Genomic DNA, 24,945 nt, shown 5'->3' with positions numbered 1-24,945 from the left:
GCCTTTTTGGCGCTGCCCACCATTTTCACCGAGACACCCTATTTGACCGAGACGCTTGGCCCATTCTCGACCGCCAGCACCAGCCGGCGATTGGTGATCCTGGCCAACTGCGCCAGCCGACCGGCCGGCCGCTCGCCATAAAGGTCGGCGAGCGAGGCCGGCAGCACCAAGGCCAGCGCGCCGTTGGGTCGGTTTTCCCATTTCAGCCGGGGCATGATGCCCGGCATCGCCGCCGTCAGCAGGTAGACGACGCGCATCATCGCCGCCAGCAGGCGGGCGCGCTCCAGGATGCGCGGCGGCGCCAGCGCCTTGATTTCGGGGGCGATGCCCTCGTTGAAGATACCGTCATGGCGGTAGGCGCCGGCCAGCGCCAGATAGGCGCGGCCGGGATGGTCGACGCCTATGAAGGAGGCATGCGCGATGATGTTGAGCGACTGCCGGCCGCGATATTCGGGATGCGCGCGCCAGCCGATGTCGGCCAGCAGGCAGGCGGCATGGCGGTATCGTGCCTCGTCCCCGGTCTCGTCGATGCCGAAGGCGGCGAAGGCCTTGCCGGTCCACTCGACCAGCTCATGGGCGTGGTGGACCGAGCGCGAGCGCAACAGCGCAAGCTCCTCGGCGGCCGAGATCAGCGGATCGGCCTTCTGTTCGGCCTCGTCGAGCAGCGAATAGAGGAAGCCCTCGCGCACGCCGAGCGCCGAGACGACGATCTTGGACGGCTGCATCGCCGCCATGATCTCCTGCAGCACGACGGCGCCATAGGGCAGCAGCGAGCGACGATTCTTCGAGACGCCCTCGATGCCCCTGACCTTCTCGATCTCGGCCTTCGTCACCTGCTTCAGGAAGCTCAGGGCGCTGTCGGCCGGTATCTCGTAGTGGTGCATGACGCCGAGCGGATAGTTGCTCATCTCCATGTGCAGGCGGGCGAGGTTTCGCCAGGTGCCGCCGACGGCGTAGAAGACCCTGCCCTGCCCGCCCTTCAGCAGCTTTGCCCGCGCCAGCTGCTCGCGCGCGATCTTCTGCGCCTGGGCGAGCGAGTTCTTCGCCATGTCCTGCAGGCGCAGGCCGCCGAGCGGCAGGGTGATACCGTCGCCGATCGCCTCGCCATTGATGTCGATCAGCTCGAGGCTGCCGCCGCCAAGGTCGCCGGCGATGCCATTGGCCGGGTGGAAGCCTGAGATGACGCCGAGCGCCGAATAATGCGCTTCCTGGCGCCCGGAAAGTACCCGGATCTCGGTCTTCAGCACATCCTCGGCGCGGTGGATGAAATCCGGGCCGTTGACCGCCTCGCGCGCGGCGGCGGTCGCCAGCACATACATGTGCTCCGCGCCCGCCTGGTCGGAGAGCGCGCGGAAGCGGCGGAACTCCTCCATCGAGCGGGTCACCGCCTCGGGGTCGAGCTTGCCGGTCGAAACGATGCCGCGGCCGAGGCCGGCCAGCATCTTTTCGTTGAACAGCAAGGTCGGCGAGCGCGCCAGCCCCTCATAGACGACAAGACGGATCGAGTTCGAGCCGATGTCGATGATCGACAGCGGCCGCCGGTCCTGGAGCCGGCCCTGGGAAGTAGAAATCACGCGGCGCCGTTCTTCTTGCGGCGCTTGAACTGGGCTATGCGCTTGGGCGCATGCGACTTCAGCGCGTCACCCCGTCCGGACAGGCTCGGATTGGTCATGAAATATTCCTGCGCGTTGAACGGTTCCTCGCCCTCCTCAAGCACGACGCGCCGGGAGGTTCCGTCAGCCAATACGTCGAAACTTTGCTGGTTGTCCATGATGTTGCCCAGCATGATCTGGCCAAGCACCTGTTCATGCACAGTTGGATTGGTGATCGGCACCATGGTCTCGACGCGGCGGTCGAGATTGCGCGGCATCAGATCGGCCGAGGAGATGTAGACGACGGCCCCATCCGAAGGCAGGCCGTGGCCGTCGCCGAAGCAGTAGATGCGGCTATGCTCGAGGAAGCGGCCGACGATCGATTTCACCCTTATGTTTTCCGACAGGCCCGGAACCTGCGGCCTCAAACAGCAGATGCCGCGCACGACGAGGTCGATCTCGACGCCGGCGCGGCTGGCATCGTAGAGCGCATCGATGATGATCGGATCGACCAGCGCGTTCATCTTCATCCAGATGCGGGCCGGCCGGCCCTCGCGCGCATGGGCGATCTCGTCCGAAATGTGCTTCAGGATGCGCTTGCGCAGCGTGAACGGCGAGACCGCCAGCCGCATCTCCTCGGCCGGCTCGGCATAGCCGGTGATGAAGTTGAAGAGCTGGGCGACATCGCGCGCGATCGTCGCGTCGGTGGTGAAGAACGACAGGTCGGTGTAGATGCGGGCGGTGACCGGATGGTAGTTGCCGGTGCCGAGATGCACGTAATTGCGCAGCTTGCCGTCCTCGCGCCGCACCACCAGCGACATCTTGGCGTGGGTCTTCAGTTCGAGGAAGCCGAACACGACCTGGACGCCGGCGCGCTCGAGGTCGCGAGCCCAGCGGATATTGGCCTCCTCGTCGAAGCGCGCCTTGAGCTCGACCAGCGCCGTCACCGACTTGCCCGCCTCGGCCGCGTCGACCAGCGCTCGGACGATCGGGCTGTCGTTGGAGGTGCGATAGAGCGTCTGCTTGATCGCCACGACTTCCGGGTCGGCCATCGCCTGGCGCAGGAACTGCACCACCACGTCGAAGGATTCGTAGGGGTGGTGGACGACGATGTCCTTCTCGCGGATGGCGGCGAAGCAGTCGCCGCCATGCTCGCGGATGCGCTCGGGAAAGCGCGGATTGTAGGGCGTGAACTTCAAATCGTCGCGCGCGACGGCGACGATCTCGGAGATCTGGCTCAGCGCCAGCGGACCGGTCAAGACGCTGATGCGGCTCGACGAAACGCCGAGCTCGCCGGCGACGAAGTCGCGCAGCGCGGGCGGCATCGACATGTCGAACTCGATGCGGATGACCGAACCGCGGCGACGCCGCTTCAGCGCCGTCTCGAACAGGCGCACCAGATCCTCGGACTCTTCCTCGACCTCGATATCGCTGTCGCGGATGAGGCGGAAGGTGCCGGAGCCCTTGACCTCGTAGCCCGGGAAGAGCTTGCCGATATAAAGGCCGACCGCTTCCTCGAGCGGGATGAAGCGGACATGGTTCTTGCGGTCGGGCAGGCGGATGAAGCGCTTCAGGGCCACCGGCAGGCGCAGCAGCGCGCTCATCTCCTCGCCGTTCTTGCGGTGGCGCAATTGCAGCGCCATCGAAAAGCCGAGATTGGGGATGAACGGGAACGGGTGCGCCGGGTCGATCGACAGCGGGGTCAGCACCGGGAACACCTGATCCTGGAAATGTTCTTCCAGCCAGGCCCTCTCGTCCTTGGTCAGCGCGTCGCGAGTGATGCTCTCGATGCCTTCCTTGTTGAGCAGCTGCATCAGCGCCGACAGGCTTTTCTGCTGGTCCTCCTGCAGGCGCTCGACCTCGCGCAGCAATTGTTCGAGCTGCTGCTCCGGCGTGCGGCCGTCCGGGCTCTTGAGGGCGATGCCCTCGCGCACCTGGCCGGCGAGGCCCGCGACGCGGACCATGAAGAACTCGTCGAGATTGGCGGCCGAGATCGACAGAAAGCGGACCCGTTCGAGCAGCGGATGGTTCGCATTCAGCGATTCTTCCAGCACGCGGCGGTTGAACTGCAGCCAGGAGAACTCGCGATTGACGAAACGGTCTGGATTGCCGGCTTCCGGGCTTGCCGCCTCGATGGTGATGAATTCGCTTTGCACCGGCTTCAGTTCGTTCATGATTCCTGCTCTTGCCCCTGCCCCGGTTTCCCTGAACATCCTTGTGGCGCCAGGCACTACGCCTGGCTGCAAAAATGCTCCAGCCGGTTAACCGGCTCAACTTATCCTCTGACAGGCTTTTGCGACAGTTTCATTTCATCGATCTTGCAAAGAGGCCGGTTATGATCCAGATGCAACTGGCCGAAAGCAGGCCGAGACCAAATTGGAGACGACGATGGCAGGCGGTTCCATTCCCCATTTCCAGAACGATGCGGGCCATCCGGCGATCGACATCGGCGTCAGGGAATTCATGTGCACGGGCGCCAACCCGCCTTTCGACCATCCGCATGTCTTCCTCGACATGGGCGACGACAACGAGAAGGTCTGCCCCTATTGCTCGACGCTCTACCGCTATTCGTCGAAGCTGAAGGCGACGGAAACGGTGCCGCCGGGCTGCCTCTATATCGACCAGGCAGCCTGACACTTTCGCGACACATCTGATGAACGACGCGCGCTCCCGGCAAGTCGTCATCGCCGGAGCGGGTATCGCCGGGTTAACCGCGGCCATTGCGTTCGCCGAACGCGGCTGTCCCGTGCAGATTTTCGAACAGGCGCCGCGGCTGGAGGCCGCCGGCGCCGGCATCCAACTTTCCCCCAACGCAACGCGCATCCTCAGGCAGCTCGGCGTGCTCGATCGGTTGCGGCCGCATGCCGTGCGGCCGGAGGCGGTGGTGCTGAAGGACGCCGCGACGCTCAGTGAACTGGCGCGGGTGCCGCTGGGGCAAGCCGGCGAGAGCCGTTGGGGTGCGCCCTATCTCGTCGCCCACCGTGCCGACGTACAGGCGGCGCTGACAGCGCAGGCCGCGGAGTGCCGCGACATCGAACTCGTCACCGGCGCACGAGTAACAGGCCTTGCCACCGGGCCGCAAGGCGTTGCGGTGACGGTCGAAGCGGACGGGCGCAGGATCGAGGCCAGCGGCCAATTGCTGGTCGGCGCCGACGGCGTCTGGTCGTCGCTTCGCGAAAAGCTCGCCGTCATGGAGCCGGGCTTCGGCAAGAGCCGCTTCTCGGGCGAGCTTGCCTGGCGCGCGACGGTCGCGGCTGAAAGTGCCGCCGGAGAAGCCTTTGCAACGGTCGGCGGCACGGACTGCGTCACCACCTTTCTGCATCCTGGCTTCCACCTGGTGGCCTATCCGGTGAGCCAAGGCAGCGCCTTCAACCTCGCCGCCTTCACCAGGGGCGAGCGCATCGCCGAAGGCTGGTCCGGCCATGCCGACCCGGCCATCCTCTCAGGCGCCATGCGCGGCACGGCGCCGGCGCTGGCAAGGCTTGTCGCGCTGGCCGGCCCGTGGACGGCGTTTCCGATCCATACCGTCGCCCAGCAGCGCTGGACGACGCCAGCCGGGATCGCGCTCATTGGCGACGCCGCGCATGCGATGACGCCGTTCGCGGCGCAGGGCGCCGCCATGGCAATAGAGGACGCCGCGATGCTTGCCGGCATGGTCGCCGACTTCCCCGACGATCCAGGGCAGAGCCTTGCCGTCTGGGAGAACCTGAGGCGGCCGCGCATCGCGAAGGTACTGAGGCGCGGCGCGCTCAACCGGCTTGCCTGGCATGCCTGGGGGCCGGTGGCGATCGCGCGCAACCTGGTGCTGGCGACGCGGCCGGCGGAGAAGCTCGCGGCCGATCTGGACTGGCTCTACGGGTGGGAGGCGCGGAAGGTGGTGCGGCGTTGACCGCCTTAGTGGGCGATCGCAATTGCGATCGGCTGGCGGGACAGCGCCCCCCTCTGTCCTGCCGGACATCTCCCCCACTTGGGGGGGAGATCAGCAGTCGCTCCGGCTTTCGCCAATCTCCAACGTTGCAGGGTCAGCAACGGCGGCGAAACCGCCAATCTCCCCCCTCGTGGGGGAGATGTCCGGCAGGACAGAGGGGGGCGCGAAGGAATGAGGCGCTCATGATTGGCTTCAATCATACAACCGCATCGACCACCCCAGCGACACCGGCAGCGGGTTCCACCAGCCGGTGCGCAGGCCGGCGGTGCGCAGCGCGGCTGCCGTCCAGGTGTTGCAGCCGACCAGCGCGTTGAAATGGCCGTTGGCCTCGTAGAAGCGGTCGAAGCGGGAATAGCCGGCATTGTCGATGGCCATCGGGCCGTTCTGTCCCTGCAGGAAGCTCGCCGCTATATAGTCGAGCAGTGCTGAGAAACGATCGTCGTCGATGATCGAAACCGGCGACATCGGGATGCGGTTCGCTGATTGCGCCGGCGACATCGACATGCATCACCGAGGCGTCGAGCGTCAGCGCCTTGAGGACCGGCACCGCCTTCAGCTCCGACCACGTCGGCGTTTCCAGGTAGAAGGCACGGCCGCCCCAGCCGAAGACGATGTAGCGCACCTCCGGAGCGTCGGCCGGGATGCCGGCATCGGTGAGGAAATGGAAACGCCGGCGCACCTCTTCATCGACGGGGATGGCGATGTCGGTGTGGATCGGGTTGCTCAGCACCAGGATGCGCCTGCTGCCCTCGCCCGCTGCGGCCGCCGGCCAAAGCGGGCGCGGCACCAGCGTGCCGAGCGCCGCGGCGAGCGCGAACGCGGCCGGCAGGCCGACAAGGAAACGCCAGAACCTTCTCATCGACGACACCTTTGCCGCATCAGGGCCGATAGCTCCGGCCCGTGCATATGAAAAAAGCCCGGCCGCATTGCGGCCGGGCTTCTGCGTTCGATATGGGAACCGCTCAGTGCAGGATCTGCGACAGGAACAGCTTCGTGCGCTCGTGGCGCGGATGGTCGAAGAACTCGGCCGGCGTGTTCTGCTCGACGATCTGGCCCTGGTCCATGAAGATCACCCGGTTGGCGACCTTGCGGGCAAAGCCCATCTCGTGGGTGACGCAGAGCATGGTCATGCCTTCCTCGGCCAGACCCACCATCGTCTCCAGCACTTCCTTGATCATTTCCGGATCGAGCGCCGAGGTCGGCTCGTCGAACAGCATGATGCGCGGGTTCATGCACAGCGAGCGCGCGATCGCCACGCGCTGCTGCTGGCCGCCCGAAAGCTGGCCCGGATATTTGTTGGCCTGCTCAGGGATCTTGACGCGCTTGAGGAAATGCATGGCGATCTCCTCGGCCTGCTTCTTCGGCGTCTTGCGCACCCAGATCGGCGCCAGCGTGCAGTTCTCCAGAATGGTCAGATGCGGGAACAGGTTGAAGTGCTGGAACACCATGCCGACCTCGCGGCGCACCTCGTCGATCTTCTTCAGATCGTTGGTCAGTTCCTTGCCGTCGACGATGATCTTGCCCTTCTGGTGCTCCTCCAGCCGGTTGATGCAGCGGATCATGGTCGACTTGCCGGAGCCGGACGGGCCGCATATGACGATGCGCTCGCCGCGCATCACCTTGAGGTTGATGTCCTTCAGCACATGGAACTCGCCGTACCATTTGTGCATGCCGACGATGTCGATGGCGACGTCGGTCGTCGAGATGTGCATCTTCTTGGCATCGACCTTGAGGTCGTCCGCGCTGACGGCGTTTTCGGTGGTCATGGCCAATTCCCCTTATCGTTGTTTTTGATGCATGTCGTTACCCCAAAACCGCAATACCTCTTGGGCGACCTGCATCAGCGTTTGTAGCCGGTGTCGAGCCGGCGCTCCGTGTACATTGAATAGCGCGACATGCCGAAGCAGAACAGCCAGAACACGAAGGCGGCGAACACCAGGCCGGATTTCGCGGTCTGCGGCGTCGCCCAGTTGGCGTCGGAGAAGTTCTGCTTGACGACGCCGAGCAGGTCGAACATCGAGATGATCAGCACCAGGCTGGTGTCCTTGAACATGCCGATGAAGGTGTTGACGATGCCGGGAATGACCAGCTTCAGCGCCTGCGGCAGCACGATCAGCCCCATCTTCTGCCAGTAGCCGAGGCCGAGCGAATCGGCGCCCTCATACTGCCCTTTCGGGATCGCCTGCAGGCCGCCGCGCACCACCTCCGCCATATAGGCGGCGGCAAACAGCGAGACGCCGATCAGCGCCCTCAGGAACTTGTCGAAGGTGACGCCCTCCGGCAGGAACAGCGGCAGCATGACGCTGACGAAGAACAGCACCGTGATGAGCGGGATACCACGCACAGTCTCGATGAAGATGACGCACAGCAACTTGATGGCCGGCATCTTGGAGCGCCGGCCGAGCGCGAGCACCGTGCCGAGCGGCAGCGAGACAGCGATGCCGACGAAGGACAGGCTGAGCGTGACCAGCAGCCCGCCCCACAGCGAAGTCTCGACATGCGGCAGGCCGAACACGCCGCCGATCAGCAGGAAGAACGAGACGATCGGCAGAACCAGGAACAAGAGGATGGCGTTCAATCCCTTGCGCGGCACGCGCGGGATCAGCATCGGCACCAGCAGCGCCACGAACAGGATGGCGACGAGGATCGGCCGCCAGCGCTCCTCGATCGGATAGCGGCCGAACATGAACTGGCCGAACTTGGCGTTGACGAAGGCCCAGCAGGCGCCGCTCCAGCCATCCGGCTGAATGCCGCCTTGCGCGACAGTGGCGCAGACGGTGCGATCCGGACCCGTCCACTGGGCATTGAGCAGAGCCCAGTTGATGACCTGCGGCAGGATCCAGGCGACGATGAGAATGCCGAGGATGGTCAGGATGGTGTCGCCGGGGGTGGCGATCAGGTTCTTGCGCACCCAGGCATAGAGCCCGCGCTCGCTCGGCGGCGCCGGCTGGGCGAGAGCCATCTCGGTACGCACCCAGGACATATCGTGTTCCTGCATGGTCCTATCTCTCCACCAATGCCATTCTGGCGTTGACGACGTTCATGACCGCGGAGGTCACGAGGCTCAGCACCAGATAGGCGATCATCATGATCAGCACGCCCTCGACCGCCTGGCCGGTCTGGTTGAGCACCGTGCCGGCGGTGGCGGTGAGATCGGGATAGCCGATGGCGATCGCCAGGGAGGAGTTCTTGGTCAGGTTGAGATACTGGCTGGTCAGCGGCGGGATGACGATGCGCATGGCCTGCGGCACCACGACCAGCCGCAGGATCGGGCCCGAGCGCAGCCCCAGCGCCCCGGCGGCCTCGGTCTGGCCTCTGCTGACGCCCCTGATACCGGCGCGCACGATCTCGGCGATGAAGGCCGCCGTATAGCAGGACAGCGCCAGATAGAGCGACAGGAATTCCGGCTTGACCTGGAAGCCACCGGTCAGGTTGAAGGTCGATTGCTTCGGAAAATCAAAGCTCAGCGGGAAGCCGCTAAGCGCGTAGGCAAGCAGCGGCAGGCCGGCGATCAGCGCTATCGACGTCCAGAAAACCGGGAACTGCTGACCGGTCACCATCTGCCGCTGGCGGGCCGTGCGGGCGACGAACCACGCCATGGCCAGGCCGACGAGGAAGGCGACCAGGATCAGCCAGGAGCCGTCACCCCAGACGGCGCGCGGAAAATAGAAGCCGCGCTGGTTGAGGAAGGAGCCGAAGGGCAGGTTGTAGCTCTCGCGCGGCGGCGGCAGCACGGCGAGCACACCGGAATACCAGAAGAAGATGACCAGCAGCGGCGGGATGTTGCGGAAGATTTCGACATAGACCGTGCAGATCTTGCGGATCAGCCAGTTCTGCGAGAGACGGCCGATGCCGACGACGAAGCCGATGATCGTGGCGGTGATGATGCCGGCGACGGCGACGATGATCGTGTTGATCAGCCCGACGATGATGGCGCGGCCATAGGTCGAATCCGACGTATAGGCGATCGGCGTGTCCGAGATATCGAAGCCAGCCCGCCCCTTCAGGAAGCCGAAGCCGGAGGCGATGTGCAGGCGTGCCAGATTGTCGATGACGTTCTGCACGATCCACCAGACCGAGCCGAACAGAATGACGATGACCAGCGTCTGGAAGAAAAGGCTGCGTACCTTAGGGTCATTGATGAAGGAAGCCCTGCTCGGCTCCTCGCGAAGGATTTCCTGCGATGCCATGCGACCGTCCCCTGGAAAGAGAAACCGGGAGGCAGACAGCCTGCCTCCCGGATCACATTTCGATCAGCGGATCGGCGGAGCGTATTGCAGACCGCCTTTGGTCCAGAGCGCGTTGATGCCGCGCGCGATCTTGAGCGGGCTGCCCGAGCCGACATTCTTCTCGAACACTTCGCCGTAATTGCCGACAGCCTTGACGATGTTCACGACCCAGTCGTTGGAGACGCCGAGATCGGTGCCGATCTTGGTGTCAGCCTCCTGGCCGAGCACGCGCTTGATCTCGGGGTTGTCGGAGGCCTTCATCTCCTCGACATTGGCCTTGGTGATGCCGAGTTCCTCGGCGTCGAGCAGCGCGAAATAGGTCCACTTGACGATGTGGTACCACTGGTCGTCGCCCTGACGCACGGCCGGGCCGAGCGGCTCCTTGGAGATGATCTCGGGCAGCACGACATGGTCGGCCGGCGAACCCAGCGTCAGGCGGATGCCGTAGAGGCCCGACTGGTCGGTGGTGTAGACGTCGCAGCGGCCGGCGTCATAGGCGGCGTTGACCTCTTCCAGCTTCTCGAACACGACGGGGTTGTACTCCATCTTGTTCGACTTGAAGTAGTCGGCGAGGTTGAGCTCGGTCGTGGTGCCGCTCTGCACGCAGACGGCGGCGCCCGAAAGCTGCAGCGCCGAGTTCACGCCCGGCAGCTTCTTGGCGTTGATCATGAAACCCTGGCCGTCATAGTAGGTGACGCCGATGAAGTTCAGACCAAGCGCGGTGTCGCGATTGATGGTCCAGGTGGTGTTGCGCGACAGGATGTCGACCTCGCCCGACTGCAGCGCGGTGAAGCGCTCCTTGGCGCTGAGCGGCGTGAACTTGACCTTGGAGCCGTCGCCGAAGACGGCGGCCGCGACGGCGCGGCAGAAGTCGGCGTCGATGCCCTGCCAGTCACCCTTGTCGTCCGGCGCCGAGAAGCCGGCCAGACCGGTGGAGACGCCGCACTGGATGAAGCCCTTCTGCTTGACAGTGTCGAGCGTGCCGGCCGAAGCCGCCGATGCCGTAAACCCAAGCGCGGCGGCGCCGAGAATGCCGAATGCAATATGTTTCATGACCCACATACCCTTTTCTGTTTTACAGGTGACCCTGTTCTCAGGCGACCCTGATCTTTTTCCCGTGTGAACGCAGCTCCCTTTCCGGCCACTCCCGGATCCCCGCATCGCAACCGACGCGCTGCCTCCCATTCACGAACTGCATCGAAGGCGATTATTCCTGTGAGGTCAAGGGAAATGACCGTTTCCCAAAGAGTTTGAAAACCGATTGCCGCAAATGCCCGAATTGCGGCCAAACGCGCCCGCAAATTAGCCGGAGCGTGCAACCAGAGTCGGCAAAGTCTGCCCTTCCGCATGAGCCCAACACCGGCAAAGATCAGCCTGGCGTTTGTTCCTGCTTCATTGGGGAAGACCTCGCCGGCGACCGCCACGGGCGAACCGGACGACGGCTGCATTCATCAATACAGATCGACATGCATGAAGATCAGCAGGCGGACGATCACCCGGCGCCGGCGAGCAGCCAGACGCCGGTCGCCACCATCACCGCGCCGGAGATTCGCGGGAGCGCCCGGCCCGTCGGGACAGTCTTTTCCAGCAGGATGAGGATGGCGATCGCCGCGATCCAGAGCACGTTCATGACGCCGCCGACGAACAGCAGCGCCATCAACGCCCAGCAGCAGCCGAGGCAATAGGCGCCGTGCGCGATACCCAGCCGCAGCGCGCCTAGCGGCGCGGTGCGGAATCCGCCATGTCTGGTCAGGAAGGCGATCGGCGCCTGGCATTGGCTGAGGCAGACGCCCTTCATCGGCGTCCATTGGTAGATACCGGCGGCAATCAGGATGACGCCGCCGAGGATGCCGCTGTTGGTCGCCATCATCGGATCGAGCAAGGCGAGACGGGCGAGCAGCCATTGCGCGCCGGTCGCGGCAAGGCTGAAGCCGATCCAGACCAGCAGATAGCCGCTGAAGAACCATCCCGTCGACGCGATGGTGCGCCCGCTCGCCGCGGCCTTGCGGCCGACGCCGGCATAAAGCAGCAGCATCGGCGCCACCGACGGCGTCATCATGCCGACCATCATCACCGCCCACATGGCGAAGATGAAGCCGAAATCGGCCGCCGCCCAGGCGCGGAAAGCCGGCGCGACCGCCTCGCCCATATCCATGCCCGGCATGTCCATGCCGCTCATGTCCATGGTGCTCGGATCGGACATGTTCATGCCGGCCATGTCGCCGCCCGCCTGCGCGGGCGTGGCGGGCATGCTCATGTCGGCTGCGAGCCACAGCACATAGGCCCAGGCGAGCACCGCAATGACGACGAGCGCCGCGGCGACGACCGCGCGGTCGCGCCGCAGCACCGCCTCGAGCGCCGTGTCGGTCATGGCGGCGTCAGTGCACGACGCCGCTTTGCGAAAGGTGGATTTCGGCGAAGTGGCTGTGCGTGTCCGCGACCTCGAATTTGATCGGGCCGGTCGCCTTGGTCCAGCCGCGTCCGGCTTCAGCGAGCGTGTATTCAAAGCCATGCGGCAGGTCGATGCGCGCCCGATGCTCGGCGCCGGTAACCGGGTTCTTGATCGGCTCGCCGTGCCCCTCGGCAATGCCAGGCACGCTCAACCGGGCCGTCCTTGCATCGATGTCGACGTTGAAGTCGATCGCGGCGAAGATCGGATCGTGGACTTTCTCCAGCGTCGTCGAGAAGACCTGGAAGATGGTGGCGCCGGGCTCGGTATCCTGGCCGCTCAGGATGCGAAGCAGCGCGTCGCGCTGCGCCTGCGTTGCCCGCTCGTCGATGACCACCGCGGCCTCGCCCTTGCCGTGGTGGATCGCACCCGGCCAGCGAAAGACGCCGGCGAAGCGCAAGCCGTCAAGCCTGGTGTCGCCGTGCTGGCCCTTTTCGATTTCCATGCCGACGACCGCCTGGCAGAACCCTTCGGTTGGCAAGGCGTTGAACTGGCACGGGCAGCCATAGGCGCAGTTGCAGTTGACGAATTCGCGTGCCTTCATCGTCCACTTGACGTCGGGCATCACAGTCCTCCCTTGGTTAGCGCGAAGTGCCTGCATTGCGGGGGAGACGGGACCGCGGCCAGATAAATTGTCCGGCGCGCATCAAGGCAACCCGGCAATGATCATATTAGACGTGTAACATATAACGTTCCCACACGGCCTGATAGTCGGATCAAAGTCCGATCGCCGGCGCCTAAGCCGGGCTCCGCCGCGGTCCGCCCGGCAAGGATTTGGCACATTGAAACACCGCCGACTGGCGGGCACCGGGCGGTTGCGTGGTCCGAGCCGCCGCATTATGGCTGGCGTCACCCCCACCACAGGCGAGAGACATGGCAAAAGACAACGGCGAAATGGGAATCAACACGCGGCTTGCCCATTCCGGCAACAATCCGCGCGACTATTTCGGCTTCGTCAATCCGCCGGTCGTGCATGCCTCGACGGTGCTCTATCCCGACGCGGCGTCGATGGCGGCGCGCAGCCAGAAATACACCTACGGCACGCGCGGCACGCCGACCATGGACGCGCTGACGCAGGCCGTCGACGCCCTGGAGGGTTCGGCCGGCACGATCGCGGTACCCTCCGGCCTGGCGGCGGTGACGGTGCCGCTGCTCACCTTCCTCGCGGCGGGCGACCATCTCCTGATCGTCGACAGCGTCTATCACCCGACACGGCACTTCGCCGACACGATGCTGAAGCGGCTGGGCGTCGAGGTCGAGTATTACGATCCGCACATCGGCGCCGGCATCGCCGCGCTGATCAAGCCCAACACCAAGGTGGTGTTTACGGAATCGCCGGGATCGAACACCTACGAGGTGCAGGACATCCCGGCGATCGCCAAGGCTGCGCATCAAGCCGGAGCCATCGTCATGATGGACAACACCTGGGCGACGCCGCTCTATTTCAAGCCGCTCGACCATGGCGTCGACATCTCGATCCATGCGGCGACGAAATACCCAGCCGGCCATTCGGACGTGCTGCTCGGCACCGTCTCCGCCAACGAGACGTACTGGAAGCAGCTCTACGAGGGTTTTTGCACGCTTGGCTGTTGCTCCGGCCCGGACGACATCTACCAGGTCCTGCGCGGCCTGCGCACGATGGGGGTCCGGCTCGAGCATCACCGGAAGAGCACGCTTGCCCTGGCGAGCTGGCTCGAGGAGCAGCCCGGCGTGGCGCAGGTGCTCTACCCGGCGCTGGAGAGCCATCCCGACCACGCGCTCTGGAAGCGCGACTTCTGCGGCTCGAGCGGCGTCTTCTCGATCGTGCTCAAGGGCGGCGGGCAGAAGGCGCAGCACGCCTTTCTCGACGCGCTGAAGATCTTCGGCCTTGGCTATTCCTGGGGCGGCTATGAGAGCCTGGCGGTGCCGGTCTTCCTCGGCGACCGCACCGTCGCCAAGGGCTCCTATGAGGGGCCGCTGGTCCGCCTCCAGGTCGGGCTCGAGGACGTCGACGACCTCAAGGCCGACCTGTTGCGCGGACTGGCGGCGGCGGCTACGGCCTGACCTGCGAACACAACCCGGCTTGAGGGATCGAGTCCGCACACGACCGCAAGGCCTTGGCGCGATTGAGAAAGCGAAGGCCGCAGGCGACAGCCCTCTGACCCGCGTCGCGCAATAATATTCTCCGCAATCGCAAATGCGCGGATTGGTTTGGCTTCCAAATCCGCGACCGCGGCTGCATTGCGGGCACCGCAATTTCTCTTGCATTCAGGATTTGCCATGGCGTTCCGCCTTTTTGTCCCCATCCTTGCCGGCGCAACGCTGCGCGAGCGGCTGCTGGCCTGCATCGGCGCCACGATCGGCATCGCGCTGACCGGCGTGATCAGCGGGCTGGCGATGGGCGGCGGCCCGCATGTGGCGCTGCTGGTGGCGCCGATGGGCGCCTCGGCCGTGCTTCTCTTCGCCGTGCCGGCGAGTCCGCTGGCGCAGCCCTGGTCGATCATCGGCGGCAATTCGATCTCGGCGCTGGTCGGCGTCACCGTGGCGCATTTCGTGCACGACCCGGTGATCGCGTCCGGCCTTGCCGTGGCGCTGGCGATCGCGGCGATGTCGTTCACGCGATGCCTGCACCCGCCGGGCGGTGCCGCCGCGCTCACCGCCGTGCTCGGCGGTCCGGCGGTCATCAGCGCCGGTTTCCTGTTCCCGTTCGTGCCGGTGGCGCTGAACTCGACCATCTTGGTCACGCTCGGCTTCCTCTTCCACCGGCTGGCGCGGCGCAACTATCCGCATGTCGCCACACCCGCCGCCAACAGCCACGGCACCGCCGATCCGGCGCCGCGCGAGCGCGTCGGCTTCCGGCCCGAGGATATCGACGCGGCGCTGACCGCGCTCGACGAGACCTTCGACATCGGGCGCGACGACCTCGAACGGCTGCTCAGGCAAGTCGAGCTGCAGGCGATGGTGCGCACGCATCGCACGCTGCTTTGCGAAGACATCATGTCGCGCGACGTGATCTCGGTGCCGGAACATGTTTCCGCCGACGCGGCGCGGCAGCAGCTTCTCGACCACAACATCCGCACCTTGCCGGTGGTCGATGCCGAAGCGAGGCTGGTCGGCGCCGTCGGCCTGCGCGAGCTGACGAAAGCCACCGACACGGTGAAGGGCGTGATGTCGAAGGCCGGCACCGCCTCGCCAGACACGCCGGCGATGAGCCTGCTGCCGGTGCTGACCGACGGGCGCAGCCATGCGGCGGTGATCGTCGATGGCGAACGGCGCATCCTCGGCCTGATCACGCAGACCGACCTTTTGGCCGCAGCCGCGCGCGTGCAGACGGCAGACAAGGGCCTGGCGGCGGCTTAACATAGGCGCCAAAATCCGGGAACCTTTTTGCGGCCAGCGCGTCCAATGTCCCGATGGAGCGTCTGTGCAAGGAGATCGGGGCATGATGAGGAAGCTTGCCGCTGTCGCGGCGCCCGAAACAGCATCTGGCGACATGGCGCTTGTGCGCCGTGCGCTGGCGCGCGAGGCGGACGCCTTCCGCCTGATCATCAAGACGCACAACCAGCGGCTCTACCGCATCGCGCGCGGCGTGGTACGCAACGACGCCGAGGCCGAGGACATCGTCCAGGAGGCCTATGTCCGCGCCTTCGCCAGCCTCGCCGCCTTTCGCGGCGATGCCTCGCTCTCGACCTGGCTGTCGCGCATCGTCATCAACGAGGCGCTCGGCCGGCTGCGGAAACGAAAGCGCACCGTCGCGATGCCTGAGAATCCGGATGCGCAGATCATCCCGTTTCCCCTCAACGCGAGCGACGATCCGGAGCGGACGATGGCGCAGCGGCAGATCCTCGCACTTGTCGAACGGGCGACCGACAGCCTGCCCGATGTCTACCGCAGCGTGTTCATCGCCCGCGTCATAGAGGGCTTCAGCATGGACGAGACCGCCGACCTGCTCGGCGTCAAGCCCGAGACCGTCAAGACGAGGCTGCACCGGGCGCGCGCCCTGGTGCGCAAGGCGCTGGACGACGAGATCGGCCCGGTGCTGCTCGACGCCTTCCCCTTCGCCGGCCGCCGCTGCGAGCGGCTGACCGAGGCGGTGATGAAAAGACTGGGGATCGAGGGCTGATTCCCGGGAACGTTTCGGGCCTTCCCGCATCCAATCAGCGTTAACCGAAGAACGCGAGCCCGGCACCACCGGGCGAAGGAGATGCCATGTTTACCCGATCGACCGTTGCCCTCGCCGCCCTGCTCATGCTCGGCGCCGCGCCGCTGGCGCAGGCCGCCGACAAGCCGACCGATCCGCAGATCGCCCACATCGCCTATACGGCGGGCACGATCGACATCGAGGCGGCCAAGCTGGCGATCGAGAAGTCCAAGACCAAGGAGGTCGTGGATTTCGCCAACGACATGGTGCGCGACCATGAGGCGGTGAACAAGCAGGCGCTCGACCTGGTCAAGAAGCTCAATGTCACGCCGGAGGACAACGCCACGAGCCAGGCGCTGGCCAAGGCGGCGGCCGAAGAACGCGGCAAGCTCGCGAAGCTCGACGGCGCGGCCTTCGACAAGGCCTATGTCGAGAATGAGGTGGCCTACCACAAGCAGGTCAACGGGGCGCTGGAGACCCTGCTCATCCCGTCGGCGAGCAATGCCGAGTTGAAGAGCCTGCTGGAGACCGGGCTGAAGATCTTCCAGGGGCATCAGCAGCATGCCGAGCATGTCGCCGGCAGCCTGAAATGACGGCGCTGACACGGCCGGCATTAGCGGCGCTGGCGCTGGCGCTCACCGCCAGCCCGGCGCCGGCGGAGACGATCACGGTGACCATCGACAAGCTCGTCTTCTCGCCGGCAAGCGTTACGGCCAGGGTCGGCGACACGATCGAGTGGGTGAACAAGGATGCGTTCGCCCACACGGCCACGGTGAAAGGCGGCTGGGAGGTGATTATCCCGCCGAAATCGACGGGAAAGACGACCCTCAAGGAAGCCGGCGCGGTCGACTATTTCTGCCGCTTTCATCCCAACATGCGGGGCCGGGTAGCCGTTTCGCCCTGAGCCGCCGCGCGGTCCATTGCCACCGAGGCGCGCCTTGCCTCGCTTGGCCGGGTGATGTGCATCCACGAACCGCCAAAGGCGGGTTTGCGGCGCTCCATCCAGGCGTCAAGGCCCTCGCGCAGATCGGCGGTCGGAACCAGCCGGGCGAACTGCTCCGCCTCGACCAGCAGACCCTCGGCGATGCCGAGGTTGATGCCGCGCGCCACCGCGGTGAGAATGCCGGCCACCGCGGTCGCCGAATGGCTGAGGATGCGCCGGGCGAGATCCCGGGCCGCAGGCATCAGCTCGGCGTGCGGCACGATCCTGTTGACGAGGCCGAGCTCGACGGCGCGCTCCGCCGAAAAGGTTTCGCCCGTCAGAAGCAACTCCAGCGCCCGCTTGCGGCCGGCCAGCCGCGGCAGGCGCTGCGTGCCGCCGAAGGTCGGCGGCATGGCGAGGTTGATCTCGGGCTTGGCGAACAGCGCGCGGTCACTGGCGATGGCCAGCGGCACCGCCTCGGTGATCTCGCAGCCGCCGCCGAAGGCAATTCCATTGACGGCGGCGATGACCGGCTTGCGGAAGGCTTCGAGCCGCGCCGTCAGCCGCTGGCCGCGCATGACGAAGTCGCGCAGAGCTACATCCGCGCCGGTGGCGACGCTGATCGAAAATTCGTGGATGTCGGCGCCGGCGGAGAAGGCGCGCTCGCCTGCTCCGGTCAGGATGACGGCGCGAACGGCGTCGTCGGTCTCGATCCTGTCGAGCATTTCGAGCAGACGATCGATCAAGGCGTAATTCAAGGCGTTGAGTTTTTCGGGGCGATTGAGCGTCAGCACCGCGACGCGGTCGTGGTTTTCGCAAAGCACAAGCTCGGTCATTTTTTCTCTCCGGCATGGAACTGCCGGAAAGGATCAGCTTTTGCGTTGTGTGTATATTCACTAGTCGGTATACTTGCGACATGAGCGAGCCCGCCAGCCCCACCCGCAAACGCATCGTCGATGCGGCGACGAAGCTGTTCTATGCCGAAGGCGTCGCTCGGGTCAGCGTCGACGCGGTGGCCGAAAAGGCGGGGCTGACCAAGCGCACGCTTTACTATCATTTCAGGAGCAAGGACGATCTGATCGCCGCCTATCTCGACGGCCGCGACCAACCCAACATCAAGCAGATGGGCGGCTGGTTCGACGCCGCCGAGGGCGGCATCGACAAAAAAGTCGCGGCGATCTTCACCAATCTGGCGCGCGTGGCGAAGCACCCGAAATGGAAAGGCTGCGGCTATCTGCGCACCGCCGCCGAGTTCGCCGCGATGCCCGGACACCCGGCGGTCAAGGCCGGGTCGCGCCACAAGACCAATTTCGAACAATGGCTGGCCGCAGAGCTTTCAAGCCACAACGTCAGCGAGCCCGGCATGTTGGCGCGCGAGATCGTGCTTTTGATGGACGGCGCCTTCTCCAGCATGCTGATCCACCACGATCCCGACTACATCGGTGCCGCCGGCCACGCCGCGGCGACGCTGGTCAAGGTGAGGATGACAGAGCCGGCTCCGCCAGCAGCCAGTCGATCATCGCGGCGGCGTGGGCGGGTGATCGGTCGGGCGCCAGGATCGAAAGGCTGAGGCCGGTCGGCACGCGCTTTTCGGATGGCGCCACCAGCGAGCCGGCGGCAAGCGGGCGCGAGACCAGCGCGGGCCGGGACGGCCTGATCGAAATAGCTATTTCTGGCTCCGAAGGGCGACCCCGCACCCGCCGGAAACGACTTGTCGAAACGCCTGGCTGCCCATACCATGCCCGCCCCACGGCCAAAGCTGATCAAGAGGTCAGTGAAACGGTCGGGTTTTTCAGCCAGTGCAAGGTAGGGAGGATAATCATGGCTTCCGCAGTACAGGCCGACAATGGCGTCAACGTAGAGGCGCTGCTCGCCGCAAAAGAAGCGCTTACCAACGCCCCGGAGGCCGCGCAGTTCAAGTGGCGCGCGGCATGCGAATGGAAGGATGGCACCCACAGCCACTCGACGGTCGAGAGTTTTTACGGTCTCGGCCAGGACCAGCATCGCAAGACCACCTTCGCATTCGACGCCGACCATCCGGAGGTCTTCGCTTCCCTGGATCAGGGCGCCACGCCTGTCGAATACGTGCTGGTCGGGCTGGCCAGTTGCCTGACCGCGGGCATCGCCGCAGTTGCCCAGAACCGCAACATCCAGTTGAAGTCGGTGAAGGCCACCATCGAAGGCGACATGGATCTCGCCGGCATACTCGGCATCGACAGCGACGTCCGCAACGGCTTCAGCGGTATCACGGTGAAGTACGCCATCGACGCCGACGCCAAGCGCGAGGACATCGAGGCGCTCGTCGCCCAGTCGCAGAAGCGGTCGGCCGTCTATGACATCGTCACCAATCCGACGAACGTCACGGTCGTGGTGAACTGAAGGGCGGTTCGAGCCGTAGCTTTTGCTGAGAGGGCGCGATTAGTTCCGTCACCACAGTGATCGTCGGCGCAGGGCACGCGGGGCTCGCGATGAGCCGCTGCCTCGCGGAGCGCTCCATCGACCATGTGCTGCTCGAGCGCGGCGAGATCGCCAATAGCTGGCGCACCGAGCGGTGGGATTCGCTGCGGCTGCTCACGCCCAACTGGCAGAGCCGGCTGCCCGGCTTCCGCTATGACGGCGACGACCCGGACGGCTACCGGACGCTGCCCGAGGTGATCGACTTCCTCGGCAGCTATGCCAGGGCGATCTCGGCGCCGGTCGAAACCCATACGACAGTTACCTCGGTGCGCGGCGACGGTACGGGATACCTGGTGCGCACGGACCGCGGCGAGCGGCGGTGCCGGACCGTGGTGCTGGCGTCGGGCGCCTGCAACATCGCGCGCCTGCCCGATTTCGCCGCCCGCGTGCCGCCGTCGGTCGCCATGCTGACGGCGCAGTCCTACCGCAATCCGGGCCAGGTCGCCGACGGCGGTGTGATGGTGGTGGGCGCGTCGTCGAGCGGCACCCAGATCGCACAGGAACTGCAGCGTTCGGGGCGTCAGGTGACGCTGTCGGTGGGCGAGCACATAAGGGCGCCCCGCATCTATCGCGGCAGGGACCTGGAATGGTGGATGGACGCCGCCGGCGTGCTCGACGAGCGCTACGACGAGGTCGACGACATCAGGCGGGCGCGGCGCGTGCCTTCGCTGCAGCTTGCCGGCACGCCCGACCGCACCACCCTCGACCTCAACGCGCTGCTCGACCGCGGCGTCAGGCTGGTCGGCCGTCTCGCCGGCATCACAGAGGACGGCAAGGCGCAGTTTGCCGGGTCGTTGCGCAACATGTGCGCGCTGTCCGATCTCAAGATGGCCCGGCTGCTCGACCTTATCGACGAATGGGCGCGCGACAACGGCCTGGACGCGACGGTCGGGCCGCCGGAGCGCCCGCCGCCGACCCGTGTCGAGGACAACCCGCCACTCGGCCTGGATCTCGCCGGCGGCGCGATCAGGACGATCATCTGGGCCTCCGGCTACCGGCCGGACTACTCCTGGCTGGAGCTGCCTGTCCTCGACCGCTGGGGCCACGTCCGTCACGACGGCGGGGTGGCCGACCAACCGGGCCTCTACCTGATGGGAATGCAGTTCCTGCGCCGCCGCAAGTCCGCGCTGATCGACGGCGCCGGCGACGACGCGCGTGACCTCAGCGACCATCTGGCGGCGTATCTGAGGCAAGGTTCGATCCGCTAGGGCGTCGACTCGTCAACCGCCGAATTCCGCGACCCTGCAGTCATATCCCCAAATGCAGCTTCGGCTTCCAGAAGGGGCGGAACAATTCGATCTTGGGACAGCGGTTCATCACCACTTTCAAGCCCGCCTCCTCCGCCAGCCGGGCGGCAGCGTCATCCCTCACCCCGATCTGGCCCCACAGCACCTTGGCATTGATGGCGATGGCTTCCTGCGCGACCTCCAGCAGATCCTCGGAGCGGCGGAACACCTCGACCATGTCGACAGGCCGGTCGATCGCCGCCAGCGACGGGTACACTTTAAGTCCGCGAATTTCCTCGACGCCGGAACTGGGGTTGACCGGGATCATGTCGTAGCCGGTTTCGTGCAGCACCCTCAGAACCCCATAGGAAAACTTGGTCTTGTCGGGGCTGGCGCCCACCATCGCGATGGTTTTGACCGATTTCAGGATTTCTTGCAGATAAGCCTCCGGATAGGGCTCATCGTGGTTCATATGGGTCATTTCTTGTCGTCCAGCGGGGTCGCGATATCGGCTTTCAACTCATGCGCGGCCAGGGGGTCGAGGAAGGGGTTGCGGTAGAGCCTGTCATGGCTTTCGACGCCGACCTCCAGCGTGCAGTCGCTCAGCGGGCGGGCAACGCAGAGGATGATGTAGCCATTCGCGATCTGGCGGTTGTTCAGCGCTACCTGCGCCCTCTGATCGACCTTGCCGCTGATCATCTTGGCCGCGCAGGTTATGCAGCCGCCATACTTGCAGCCGTAAGGCAGGTCCACGCCCTGCTCGCGCAGGCTCTGCAGGAGCGGCTTGCGGCGATCGACCGCAAAGGCCGCGCCGCCCTGGTTGGCGAGCGTGATGGTGAAGCTGGTCATACCCAGATGTCGCTCGTGCAATCGCCGCCGGGATAACGGGTTTCGTGGCAGCGGCTCGGGCCATTCGGTTCCTTGCCGAAATCGACGACAAAGCGCGGATCAATTGCCATGCCGCCGTTTTCCGTATCGCAATTGACCATCAGCATGCAGCCGCCATTGGTGCGGATTTCCGGATAGAACTGGTTGTCCCAGGTCGAGAACAGCGAGGTCGTCACATAAAGGCGTTTGCCGTCGAGGCTGAGCTGGATCATCTGCGGCCCGCCAGTGACTTTCACGCCATTGACCTCGGGCGCGCGGCCGAGCAGTCCGCCCATCCACACTTGTCCGGTAAGCTTGGCGTTGTGAGGGTCGGAGATGTCGTACTGGCGGATGTCGCCATGCAGCCAGTTGCACAGATAGAGGTATCTGTCGTCCATGCTGAGCAGGATGACCGAGATCACGCCGGGTATCGGGATCGGCCATTCGGGATGCGGCTCATTCTCGACGTCGACGATTTTTTCCCATTGCCAATCGCCCGCCGCGTCCTTCCACCAATGGATGATGTTTGCGGAAAGCGCCGCGCCGACAAAACCGTGGCTGCTGTCGGGATTGTGATGGAAGCGCACTTCCAGCGGGATCAGGCCGTCCTCACCAAGATAGAATGTCTGCCTTGGCTCCTTCTTCTCGAAATCCCAGAAATGGATCTCGCGGCCATATTTCAGATGGCCGACCTCTTCGAGGTCGAACCCGGGCATGAAGGTGTTGGGCGCGGCCCATTCCGAGCTGACCATCACGTTGTGCCGCGGCTGGTACCAGAAATCATAGCCGAACTTGATGCCGCCCATGGAGTTTTCCCAACGGCCGACGATCTCGAACTCCTTGCTGAGCTGCAGATAGCCGCCGGGGGCATTGCCTTGCGCGTCGCCAAGCATGGAGACGATGATATCCGAGCCGAGGCAATGCACCGTGTGCGGCGCCGACAGATTGGTCCTGGCCTTGATCTCGGCGCCGTCGATGACCTTGAACAAGGTCGGATTGCGGGGATCGGTGCCGCAATCGACAATATGCAGATTGGACGAGCGCACCCCCGGCACAATCAGGTATTTCCGCTCCATGCTGGCATCGCCATGGCACGACGAGCAGGCATTCCAGCCCGAATGATGCAGCTCATCGCCGATGCCCGGCATTTGCAGGCGTGAAATCACCTGGCTGTAGGTCGGGCTCTGCGGGTCGACATCGATGGTGCACAGATAGTCCGGCTTCTGAATGCCCGTGCCGGTGTAGATGGCAATCGTATAGAGCAGCTTTTCGCGCGGCGCCCGCATCGCCTCGGCGGGAGAAGCATAGCCCGGTCCACAGCAATGATTGGTCATGGGTACTTCCCCATTTGAACAGATCGCCGGCCAGCCCCAAGGGGGTTAGGCTGGAATGTTAGTGCATGCTCGGCGCTGGCGCTACGGCTGGGGCGGCGGTGGAGCCTGCGCCGTGATGACAACTCGGCGGCACGGCACCGCGCGGTGGAACAGCGGCGCTCCTCGCGCGTTGTTTAATTAGGAGTATCTAATATGAGATTCGTGGTGGTCCGGGAGCCAACCGACACTTGGGCCGTATTTGACACGATCGTTAACGAGCCGGCGGGATTCGCCAGCCAATGCCTCATCGGGTTGACGCGTGAACAGGCCGAGTGGTTCGCGTCAAGGTGCAATCAACAAATGTCGCGAAGCGTTCGGCGCGTTCAGGACATGCCGCGCAGTGTTGTGCCACTGATGCCGAGGGATGTGAATGAAACGATTCGTCGGCAGGCCACATGATGACCGAAGATGCGATGGCGGCTGTTTTGGCAGTCAGGAACACGGCGGCCGAGATCCTGGGGGTAGTTGACAGCGCCAACAAAACCGATGCCGCTGTCGACGTCCGCCGTCTGGGCGAGGCCGTCCAGTTCCTCGCCAATGCTCAGATCCTGGGCTACGATGTCCGTGCCGCGATGGTTTTGTACGGCGACCTGGGAACGCCATCCCTTCGAGCCAGAGACTGCGAGCAGCTGTGGGCCAAATACGGAAAGGCCTTGCTCGCGTATTGATGAGATCAGATGACTTCATCGCCTGCTGGAATGCGCCCGCCGCCAACGCGCGAGCCTGTCCTGCGTTGCGCCTGTTGCACTACTGAGGCGTGTCGCCTGCGTTCGCCATTTCGTCCTTGAAGCTCACCTTCGTGCTTTTCCTCACCATGGCCGCGAGGTCCCCGGCATCCCAGTTGGTCAGCCTGATGCAGCCATGCGAGAAGGTCGCGCCGATCTTGCCGGGCTCGGGCGTGCCGTGAATGCCGTAGCTCTCAATGGAGAGATCGATCCAGACAGAACCCACGGGATTGTTGGGGCCGGCAGCAATGGTGAATGGCCGCTTTGCCTTGACCCCCTTGAAAGCGAAGTCCGGATCGTAGTGATAGGTCGGATTGCGCACCACGCGCTTGACCTCCGCCTCGCCAGTCGGCGCCGGCTTCTCGTCGCTGCCAATCGAAGCCGGGAAGACCGCGAGCCATTTGCCGGAAGGATCAAGCACGCGCACCTGGCGCGCGCCCTTGTCGACCTCGACACCGGCAATGGCGGCGGGAGGATCCCCCCGGCCAACATCCGGCACCAGCAATTTCGTGCCGACCTTCCTGAAGCCGATGCCCGGATTGAGCCGCCTGAGCAATTGCTCGCTGATATGGAAGCGCTCCGCCAGCCTCTCCGTCGCATTGTGATAGCCGAGCCTCGGCAGGCGGGCCATCCGCTCCAGCCGGGCCGGGATATGCCTGGTGAAAGGTCCGCGCACATCCTTGCGCGTCAACTCATAGGCAACCAGGACCGGGCTCGTGGAGGTTGCCATCAGCCTGTCCCAGGTCTCGCGCGTGAGCTTGCCGTCCGACGGCAATCCGTTCGCCGTCTGAAAGGCCCTGACCGCCCTGGCGAAATTTTCCGATGCACGGCCCTCGATCAAGCCTGGCGAGAAACGGGCGCGATCCAGAAGAATCTCTGCCTTCAGCAGGACGGGGCTGAAGCCCTTCGGTTCCTCGACGGTGAATTGCGCCTCGTTGACGGTGGCTGGGTCCAGCTTGGCCGCCCCTGCCCCGCCGCAAGCGAGGGCAAGCACCACAGCGACCAACAGAACGAGCCGGGGCATCGAGGTCACTCCACGAAAACCTGCTTGTATTAT

Annotated in this window: 24 protein-coding genes and 1 pseudogene; 11 read left to right on the top strand and 14 right to left on the bottom strand. The window is 64.9% G+C overall.

Translation table 11 applies throughout. The annotated features are described in order from the left end of the window. Positions 1-38 precede the first annotated feature (38 nt). Complete coding sequence (gene ppx, locus PU724_RS20910) at positions 39-1,574, bottom strand: exopolyphosphatase (RefSeq protein ID WP_354423437.1); 1,536 nt, start codon at positions 1,572-1,574, stop codon at positions 39-41. Then, on the bottom strand, positions 1,571-3,766 hold the full coding sequence (locus PU724_RS20905) for an RNA degradosome polyphosphate kinase (protein ID WP_292101715.1): 2,196 nt from the start codon (positions 3,764-3,766) through the stop codon (positions 1,571-1,573). Before PU724_RS20905 ends, ppx begins: the two co-directional genes overlap by 4 nt. A 214-nt stretch (positions 3,767-3,980) precedes the next feature. Here PU724_RS20905 and PU724_RS20900 point away from each other — a divergent pair, with 214 nt between their 5' ends. Together PU724_RS20900 and PU724_RS20895 are read left to right on the top strand one after the other, a co-directional pair. After that, on the top strand, positions 3,981-4,226 hold the full coding sequence (locus tag PU724_RS20900) for a zinc-finger domain-containing protein (RefSeq protein ID WP_127284742.1): 246 nt from the start codon (positions 3,981-3,983) through the stop codon (positions 4,224-4,226). A 19-nt stretch (positions 4,227-4,245) separates the two neighbouring features. After that, the gene (locus PU724_RS20895; protein ID WP_354423439.1) at positions 4,246-5,481 is read left to right on the top strand and encodes an FAD-dependent monooxygenase; all 1,236 of its coding nucleotides are present in this window, start codon (positions 4,246-4,248) and stop codon (positions 5,479-5,481) included. Positions 5,482-5,712: 231 nt separating this feature from the next. On the opposite strand, the pseudogene PU724_RS20890 reads toward PU724_RS20895, so the two are convergent. The 7 genes and pseudogenes from PU724_RS20890 to PU724_RS20860 all read right to left on the bottom strand — a co-directional run bounded on the left by PU724_RS20890 (position 5,713) and on the right by PU724_RS20860 (position 12,763). Beyond that, positions 5,713-6,379 (bottom strand): annotated as a pseudogene (locus PU724_RS20890) (TIGR02117 family protein). Between the two features lie 103 nt (positions 6,380-6,482). After that, a complete protein-coding gene (locus tag PU724_RS20885; RefSeq protein ID WP_127284739.1) occupies positions 6,483-7,286 on the bottom strand; it encodes an amino acid ABC transporter ATP-binding protein in 804 nt (267 codons plus the stop codon). A gap of 74 nt (positions 7,287-7,360) precedes the next feature. Then, the gene (locus PU724_RS20880) at positions 7,361-8,518 is read right to left on the bottom strand and encodes an amino acid ABC transporter permease (protein WP_128346499.1); all 1,158 of its coding nucleotides are present in this window, start codon (positions 8,516-8,518) and stop codon (positions 7,361-7,363) included. A gap of 4 nt (positions 8,519-8,522) precedes the next feature. Continuing rightward, positions 8,523-9,710, bottom strand: a complete 1,188-nt coding sequence (locus PU724_RS20875; protein WP_127391495.1) for an amino acid ABC transporter permease — start codon at positions 9,708-9,710, stop codon at positions 8,523-8,525. Positions 9,711-9,773: 63 nt separating this feature from the next. Further along, on the bottom strand, positions 9,774-10,802 hold the full coding sequence (locus PU724_RS20870) for an amino acid ABC transporter substrate-binding protein (protein ID WP_127284736.1): 1,029 nt from the start codon (positions 10,800-10,802) through the stop codon (positions 9,774-9,776). A gap of 439 nt (positions 10,803-11,241) precedes the next feature. Then, positions 11,242-12,120, bottom strand: a complete 879-nt coding sequence (locus PU724_RS20865; protein WP_354423442.1) for a DUF2182 domain-containing protein — start codon at positions 12,118-12,120, stop codon at positions 11,242-11,244. Between the two features lie 7 nt (positions 12,121-12,127). Beyond that, on the bottom strand, positions 12,128-12,763 hold the full coding sequence (locus tag PU724_RS20860; protein WP_127287197.1) for a DUF1326 domain-containing protein: 636 nt from the start codon (positions 12,761-12,763) through the stop codon (positions 12,128-12,130). Positions 12,764-13,071: 308 nt separating this feature from the next. On the opposite strand from PU724_RS20860, the gene PU724_RS20855 reads away from it, so the two are divergent. The 5 genes from PU724_RS20855 (at position 13,072) to PU724_RS20835 (ending at position 17,222) form a co-directional block, all read left to right on the top strand. After that, positions 13,072-14,241, top strand: a complete 1,170-nt coding sequence (locus tag PU724_RS20855) for a cystathionine beta-lyase (RefSeq protein WP_354423444.1) — start codon at positions 13,072-13,074, stop codon at positions 14,239-14,241. A 216-nt stretch (positions 14,242-14,457) separates the two neighbouring features. Continuing rightward, positions 14,458-15,537, top strand: coding sequence for an HPP family protein (locus tag PU724_RS20850; RefSeq protein WP_354423446.1), 1,080 nt, complete (start codon positions 14,458-14,460; stop codon positions 15,535-15,537). Between the two features lie 85 nt (positions 15,538-15,622). Further along, positions 15,623-16,300 carry an RNA polymerase sigma factor gene (locus tag PU724_RS20845; RefSeq protein WP_127311608.1) on the top strand — a complete coding sequence of 226 codons (678 nt, stop codon included), beginning with the start codon at positions 15,623-15,625 and terminating at the stop codon, positions 16,298-16,300. A gap of 86 nt (positions 16,301-16,386) precedes the next feature. Next, a complete protein-coding gene (locus PU724_RS20840) occupies positions 16,387-16,911 on the top strand; it encodes a DUF4142 domain-containing protein (protein WP_127311607.1) in 525 nt (174 codons plus the stop codon). Beyond that, positions 16,908-17,222 carry a cupredoxin domain-containing protein gene (locus PU724_RS20835; protein ID WP_127286164.1) on the top strand — a complete coding sequence of 105 codons (315 nt, stop codon included), beginning with the start codon at positions 16,908-16,910 and terminating at the stop codon, positions 17,220-17,222. The genes PU724_RS20840 and PU724_RS20835 overlap by 4 nt, the downstream gene beginning before the upstream one ends. Here the strand turns inward: PU724_RS20835 and PU724_RS20830 are convergent. Beyond that, on the bottom strand, positions 17,183-18,076 hold the full coding sequence (locus PU724_RS20830) for a crotonase/enoyl-CoA hydratase family protein (protein WP_354423449.1): 894 nt from the start codon (positions 18,074-18,076) through the stop codon (positions 17,183-17,185). The two genes, PU724_RS20835 and PU724_RS20830, sit on opposite strands and share 40 nt — an antisense overlap. An 80-nt stretch (positions 18,077-18,156) precedes the next feature. Between PU724_RS20830 and PU724_RS20825 the strand changes: the two genes are divergently transcribed. The 3 genes from PU724_RS20825 (at position 18,157) to PU724_RS20815 (ending at position 20,905) form a co-directional block, all read left to right on the top strand. Then, on the top strand, positions 18,157-18,810 hold the full coding sequence (locus PU724_RS20825) for a TetR/AcrR family transcriptional regulator (protein WP_354423451.1): 654 nt from the start codon (positions 18,157-18,159) through the stop codon (positions 18,808-18,810). A gap of 251 nt (positions 18,811-19,061) precedes the next feature. Next, positions 19,062-19,619 carry an OsmC family protein gene (locus PU724_RS20820; RefSeq protein ID WP_127286161.1) on the top strand — a complete coding sequence of 186 codons (558 nt, stop codon included), beginning with the start codon at positions 19,062-19,064 and terminating at the stop codon, positions 19,617-19,619. A gap of 56 nt (positions 19,620-19,675) precedes the next feature. Beyond that, positions 19,676-20,905, top strand: coding sequence for an NAD(P)-binding domain-containing protein (locus PU724_RS20815; protein WP_354423453.1), 1,230 nt, complete (start codon positions 19,676-19,678; stop codon positions 20,903-20,905). Between the two features lie 40 nt (positions 20,906-20,945). On the opposite strand, the gene PU724_RS20810 is transcribed toward PU724_RS20815, so the two are convergent. Genes PU724_RS20810 through PU724_RS20800 form a run of 3 tightly spaced genes read right to left on the bottom strand, consistent with a single transcriptional unit; the run spans position 20,946 to position 23,124 of the window. Further along, positions 20,946-21,395 (bottom strand): CoA-binding protein, encoded by a 450-nt coding sequence (locus PU724_RS20810; RefSeq protein WP_189347483.1) that lies wholly within the window; start codon positions 21,393-21,395, stop codon positions 20,946-20,948. A 5-nt stretch (positions 21,396-21,400) separates the two neighbouring features. Then, positions 21,401-21,772, bottom strand: coding sequence for a 2Fe-2S iron-sulfur cluster-binding protein (locus PU724_RS20805; RefSeq protein WP_128275456.1), 372 nt, complete (start codon positions 21,770-21,772; stop codon positions 21,401-21,403). Continuing rightward, the gene (locus PU724_RS20800; RefSeq protein ID WP_127310274.1) at positions 21,769-23,124 is read right to left on the bottom strand and encodes a selenium-binding family protein; all 1,356 of its coding nucleotides are present in this window, start codon (positions 23,122-23,124) and stop codon (positions 21,769-21,771) included. Before PU724_RS20800 ends, PU724_RS20805 begins: the two co-directional genes overlap by 4 nt. A 434-nt stretch (positions 23,125-23,558) precedes the next feature. Between PU724_RS20800 and PU724_RS20795 the strand changes: the two genes are divergently transcribed. Continuing rightward, positions 23,559-23,831: a hypothetical protein gene (locus tag PU724_RS20795; RefSeq protein WP_127286070.1), complete on the top strand. Its 273-nt coding sequence runs from the start codon at positions 23,559-23,561 to the stop codon at positions 23,829-23,831. A gap of 79 nt (positions 23,832-23,910) precedes the next feature. Here the strand turns inward: PU724_RS20795 and PU724_RS20790 are convergent, their stop codons facing one another. Further along, complete coding sequence (locus PU724_RS20790) at positions 23,911-24,912, bottom strand: L,D-transpeptidase family protein (RefSeq protein WP_127310275.1); 1,002 nt, start codon at positions 24,910-24,912, stop codon at positions 23,911-23,913. Between the last annotated feature and the right edge of the window lie 33 nt (positions 24,913-24,945).

The organism is Mesorhizobium abyssinicae (assembly GCF_049887195.1).
GTDB classification, from domain to species: domain Bacteria; phylum Pseudomonadota; class Alphaproteobacteria; order Rhizobiales; family Rhizobiaceae; genus Mesorhizobium; species Mesorhizobium abyssinicae.
Note: the sequence above shows the minus strand (reverse complement) of the source record. Positions and strands in the feature narration are given on the sequence as shown.

Bases quoted from the DNA above. Each gene is read 5' to 3' on its own strand.
- PU724_RS20875 (WP_127391495.1), bottom strand. From the start codon at position 9,710: ATGGCATCGCAGGAAATCCTTCGCGAGGAGCCGAGCAGGGCTTCCTTC.
- PU724_RS20845 (WP_127311608.1), top strand. From the start codon at position 15,623: ATGAGGAAGCTTGCCGCTGTCGCGGCGCCCGAAACAGCATCTGGCGAC.
- PU724_RS20805 (WP_128275456.1), bottom strand. From the start codon at position 21,772: ATGACCAGCTTCACCATCACGCTCGCCAACCAGGGCGGCGCGGCCTTT.
- PU724_RS20850 (WP_354423446.1), top strand. From the start codon at position 14,458: ATGGCGTTCCGCCTTTTTGTCCCCATCCTTGCCGGCGCAACGCTGCGC.
- PU724_RS20835 (WP_127286164.1), top strand. From the start codon at position 16,908: ATGACGGCGCTGACACGGCCGGCATTAGCGGCGCTGGCGCTGGCGCTC.
- PU724_RS20870 (WP_127284736.1), bottom strand. From the start codon at position 10,802: ATGAAACATATTGCATTCGGCATTCTCGGCGCCGCCGCGCTTGGGTTT.
- PU724_RS20860 (WP_127287197.1), bottom strand. From the start codon at position 12,763: ATGCCCGACGTCAAGTGGACGATGAAGGCACGCGAATTCGTCAACTGC.
- PU724_RS20810 (WP_189347483.1), bottom strand. From the start codon at position 21,395: ATGAACCACGATGAGCCCTATCCGGAGGCTTATCTGCAAGAAATCCTG.
- PU724_RS20790 (WP_127310275.1), bottom strand. From the start codon at position 24,912: ATGCCCCGGCTCGTTCTGTTGGTCGCTGTGGTGCTTGCCCTCGCTTGC.
- PU724_RS20830 (WP_354423449.1), bottom strand. From the start codon at position 18,076: ATGACCGAGCTTGTGCTTTGCGAAAACCACGACCGCGTCGCGGTGCTG.
- PU724_RS20895 (WP_354423439.1), top strand. From the start codon at position 4,246: ATGAACGACGCGCGCTCCCGGCAAGTCGTCATCGCCGGAGCGGGTATC.
- PU724_RS20840 (WP_127311607.1), top strand. From the start codon at position 16,387: ATGTTTACCCGATCGACCGTTGCCCTCGCCGCCCTGCTCATGCTCGGC.
- PU724_RS20825 (WP_354423451.1), top strand. From the start codon at position 18,157: ATGAGCGAGCCCGCCAGCCCCACCCGCAAACGCATCGTCGATGCGGCG.
- PU724_RS20855 (WP_354423444.1), top strand. From the start codon at position 13,072: ATGGCAAAAGACAACGGCGAAATGGGAATCAACACGCGGCTTGCCCAT.
- PU724_RS20880 (WP_128346499.1), bottom strand. From the start codon at position 8,518: ATGCAGGAACACGATATGTCCTGGGTGCGTACCGAGATGGCTCTCGCC.
- PU724_RS20865 (WP_354423442.1), bottom strand. From the start codon at position 12,120: ATGACCGACACGGCGCTCGAGGCGGTGCTGCGGCGCGACCGCGCGGTC.
- PU724_RS20905 (WP_292101715.1), bottom strand. From the start codon at position 3,766: ATGAACGAACTGAAGCCGGTGCAAAGCGAATTCATCACCATCGAGGCG.
- PU724_RS20900 (WP_127284742.1), top strand. From the start codon at position 3,981: ATGGCAGGCGGTTCCATTCCCCATTTCCAGAACGATGCGGGCCATCCG.
- PU724_RS20800 (WP_127310274.1), bottom strand. From the start codon at position 23,124: ATGACCAATCATTGCTGTGGACCGGGCTATGCTTCTCCCGCCGAGGCG.
- PU724_RS20820 (WP_127286161.1), top strand. From the start codon at position 19,062: ATGGCTTCCGCAGTACAGGCCGACAATGGCGTCAACGTAGAGGCGCTG.
- PU724_RS20795 (WP_127286070.1), top strand. From the start codon at position 23,559: ATGATGACCGAAGATGCGATGGCGGCTGTTTTGGCAGTCAGGAACACG.
- PU724_RS20885 (WP_127284739.1), bottom strand. From the start codon at position 7,286: ATGACCACCGAAAACGCCGTCAGCGCGGACGACCTCAAGGTCGATGCC.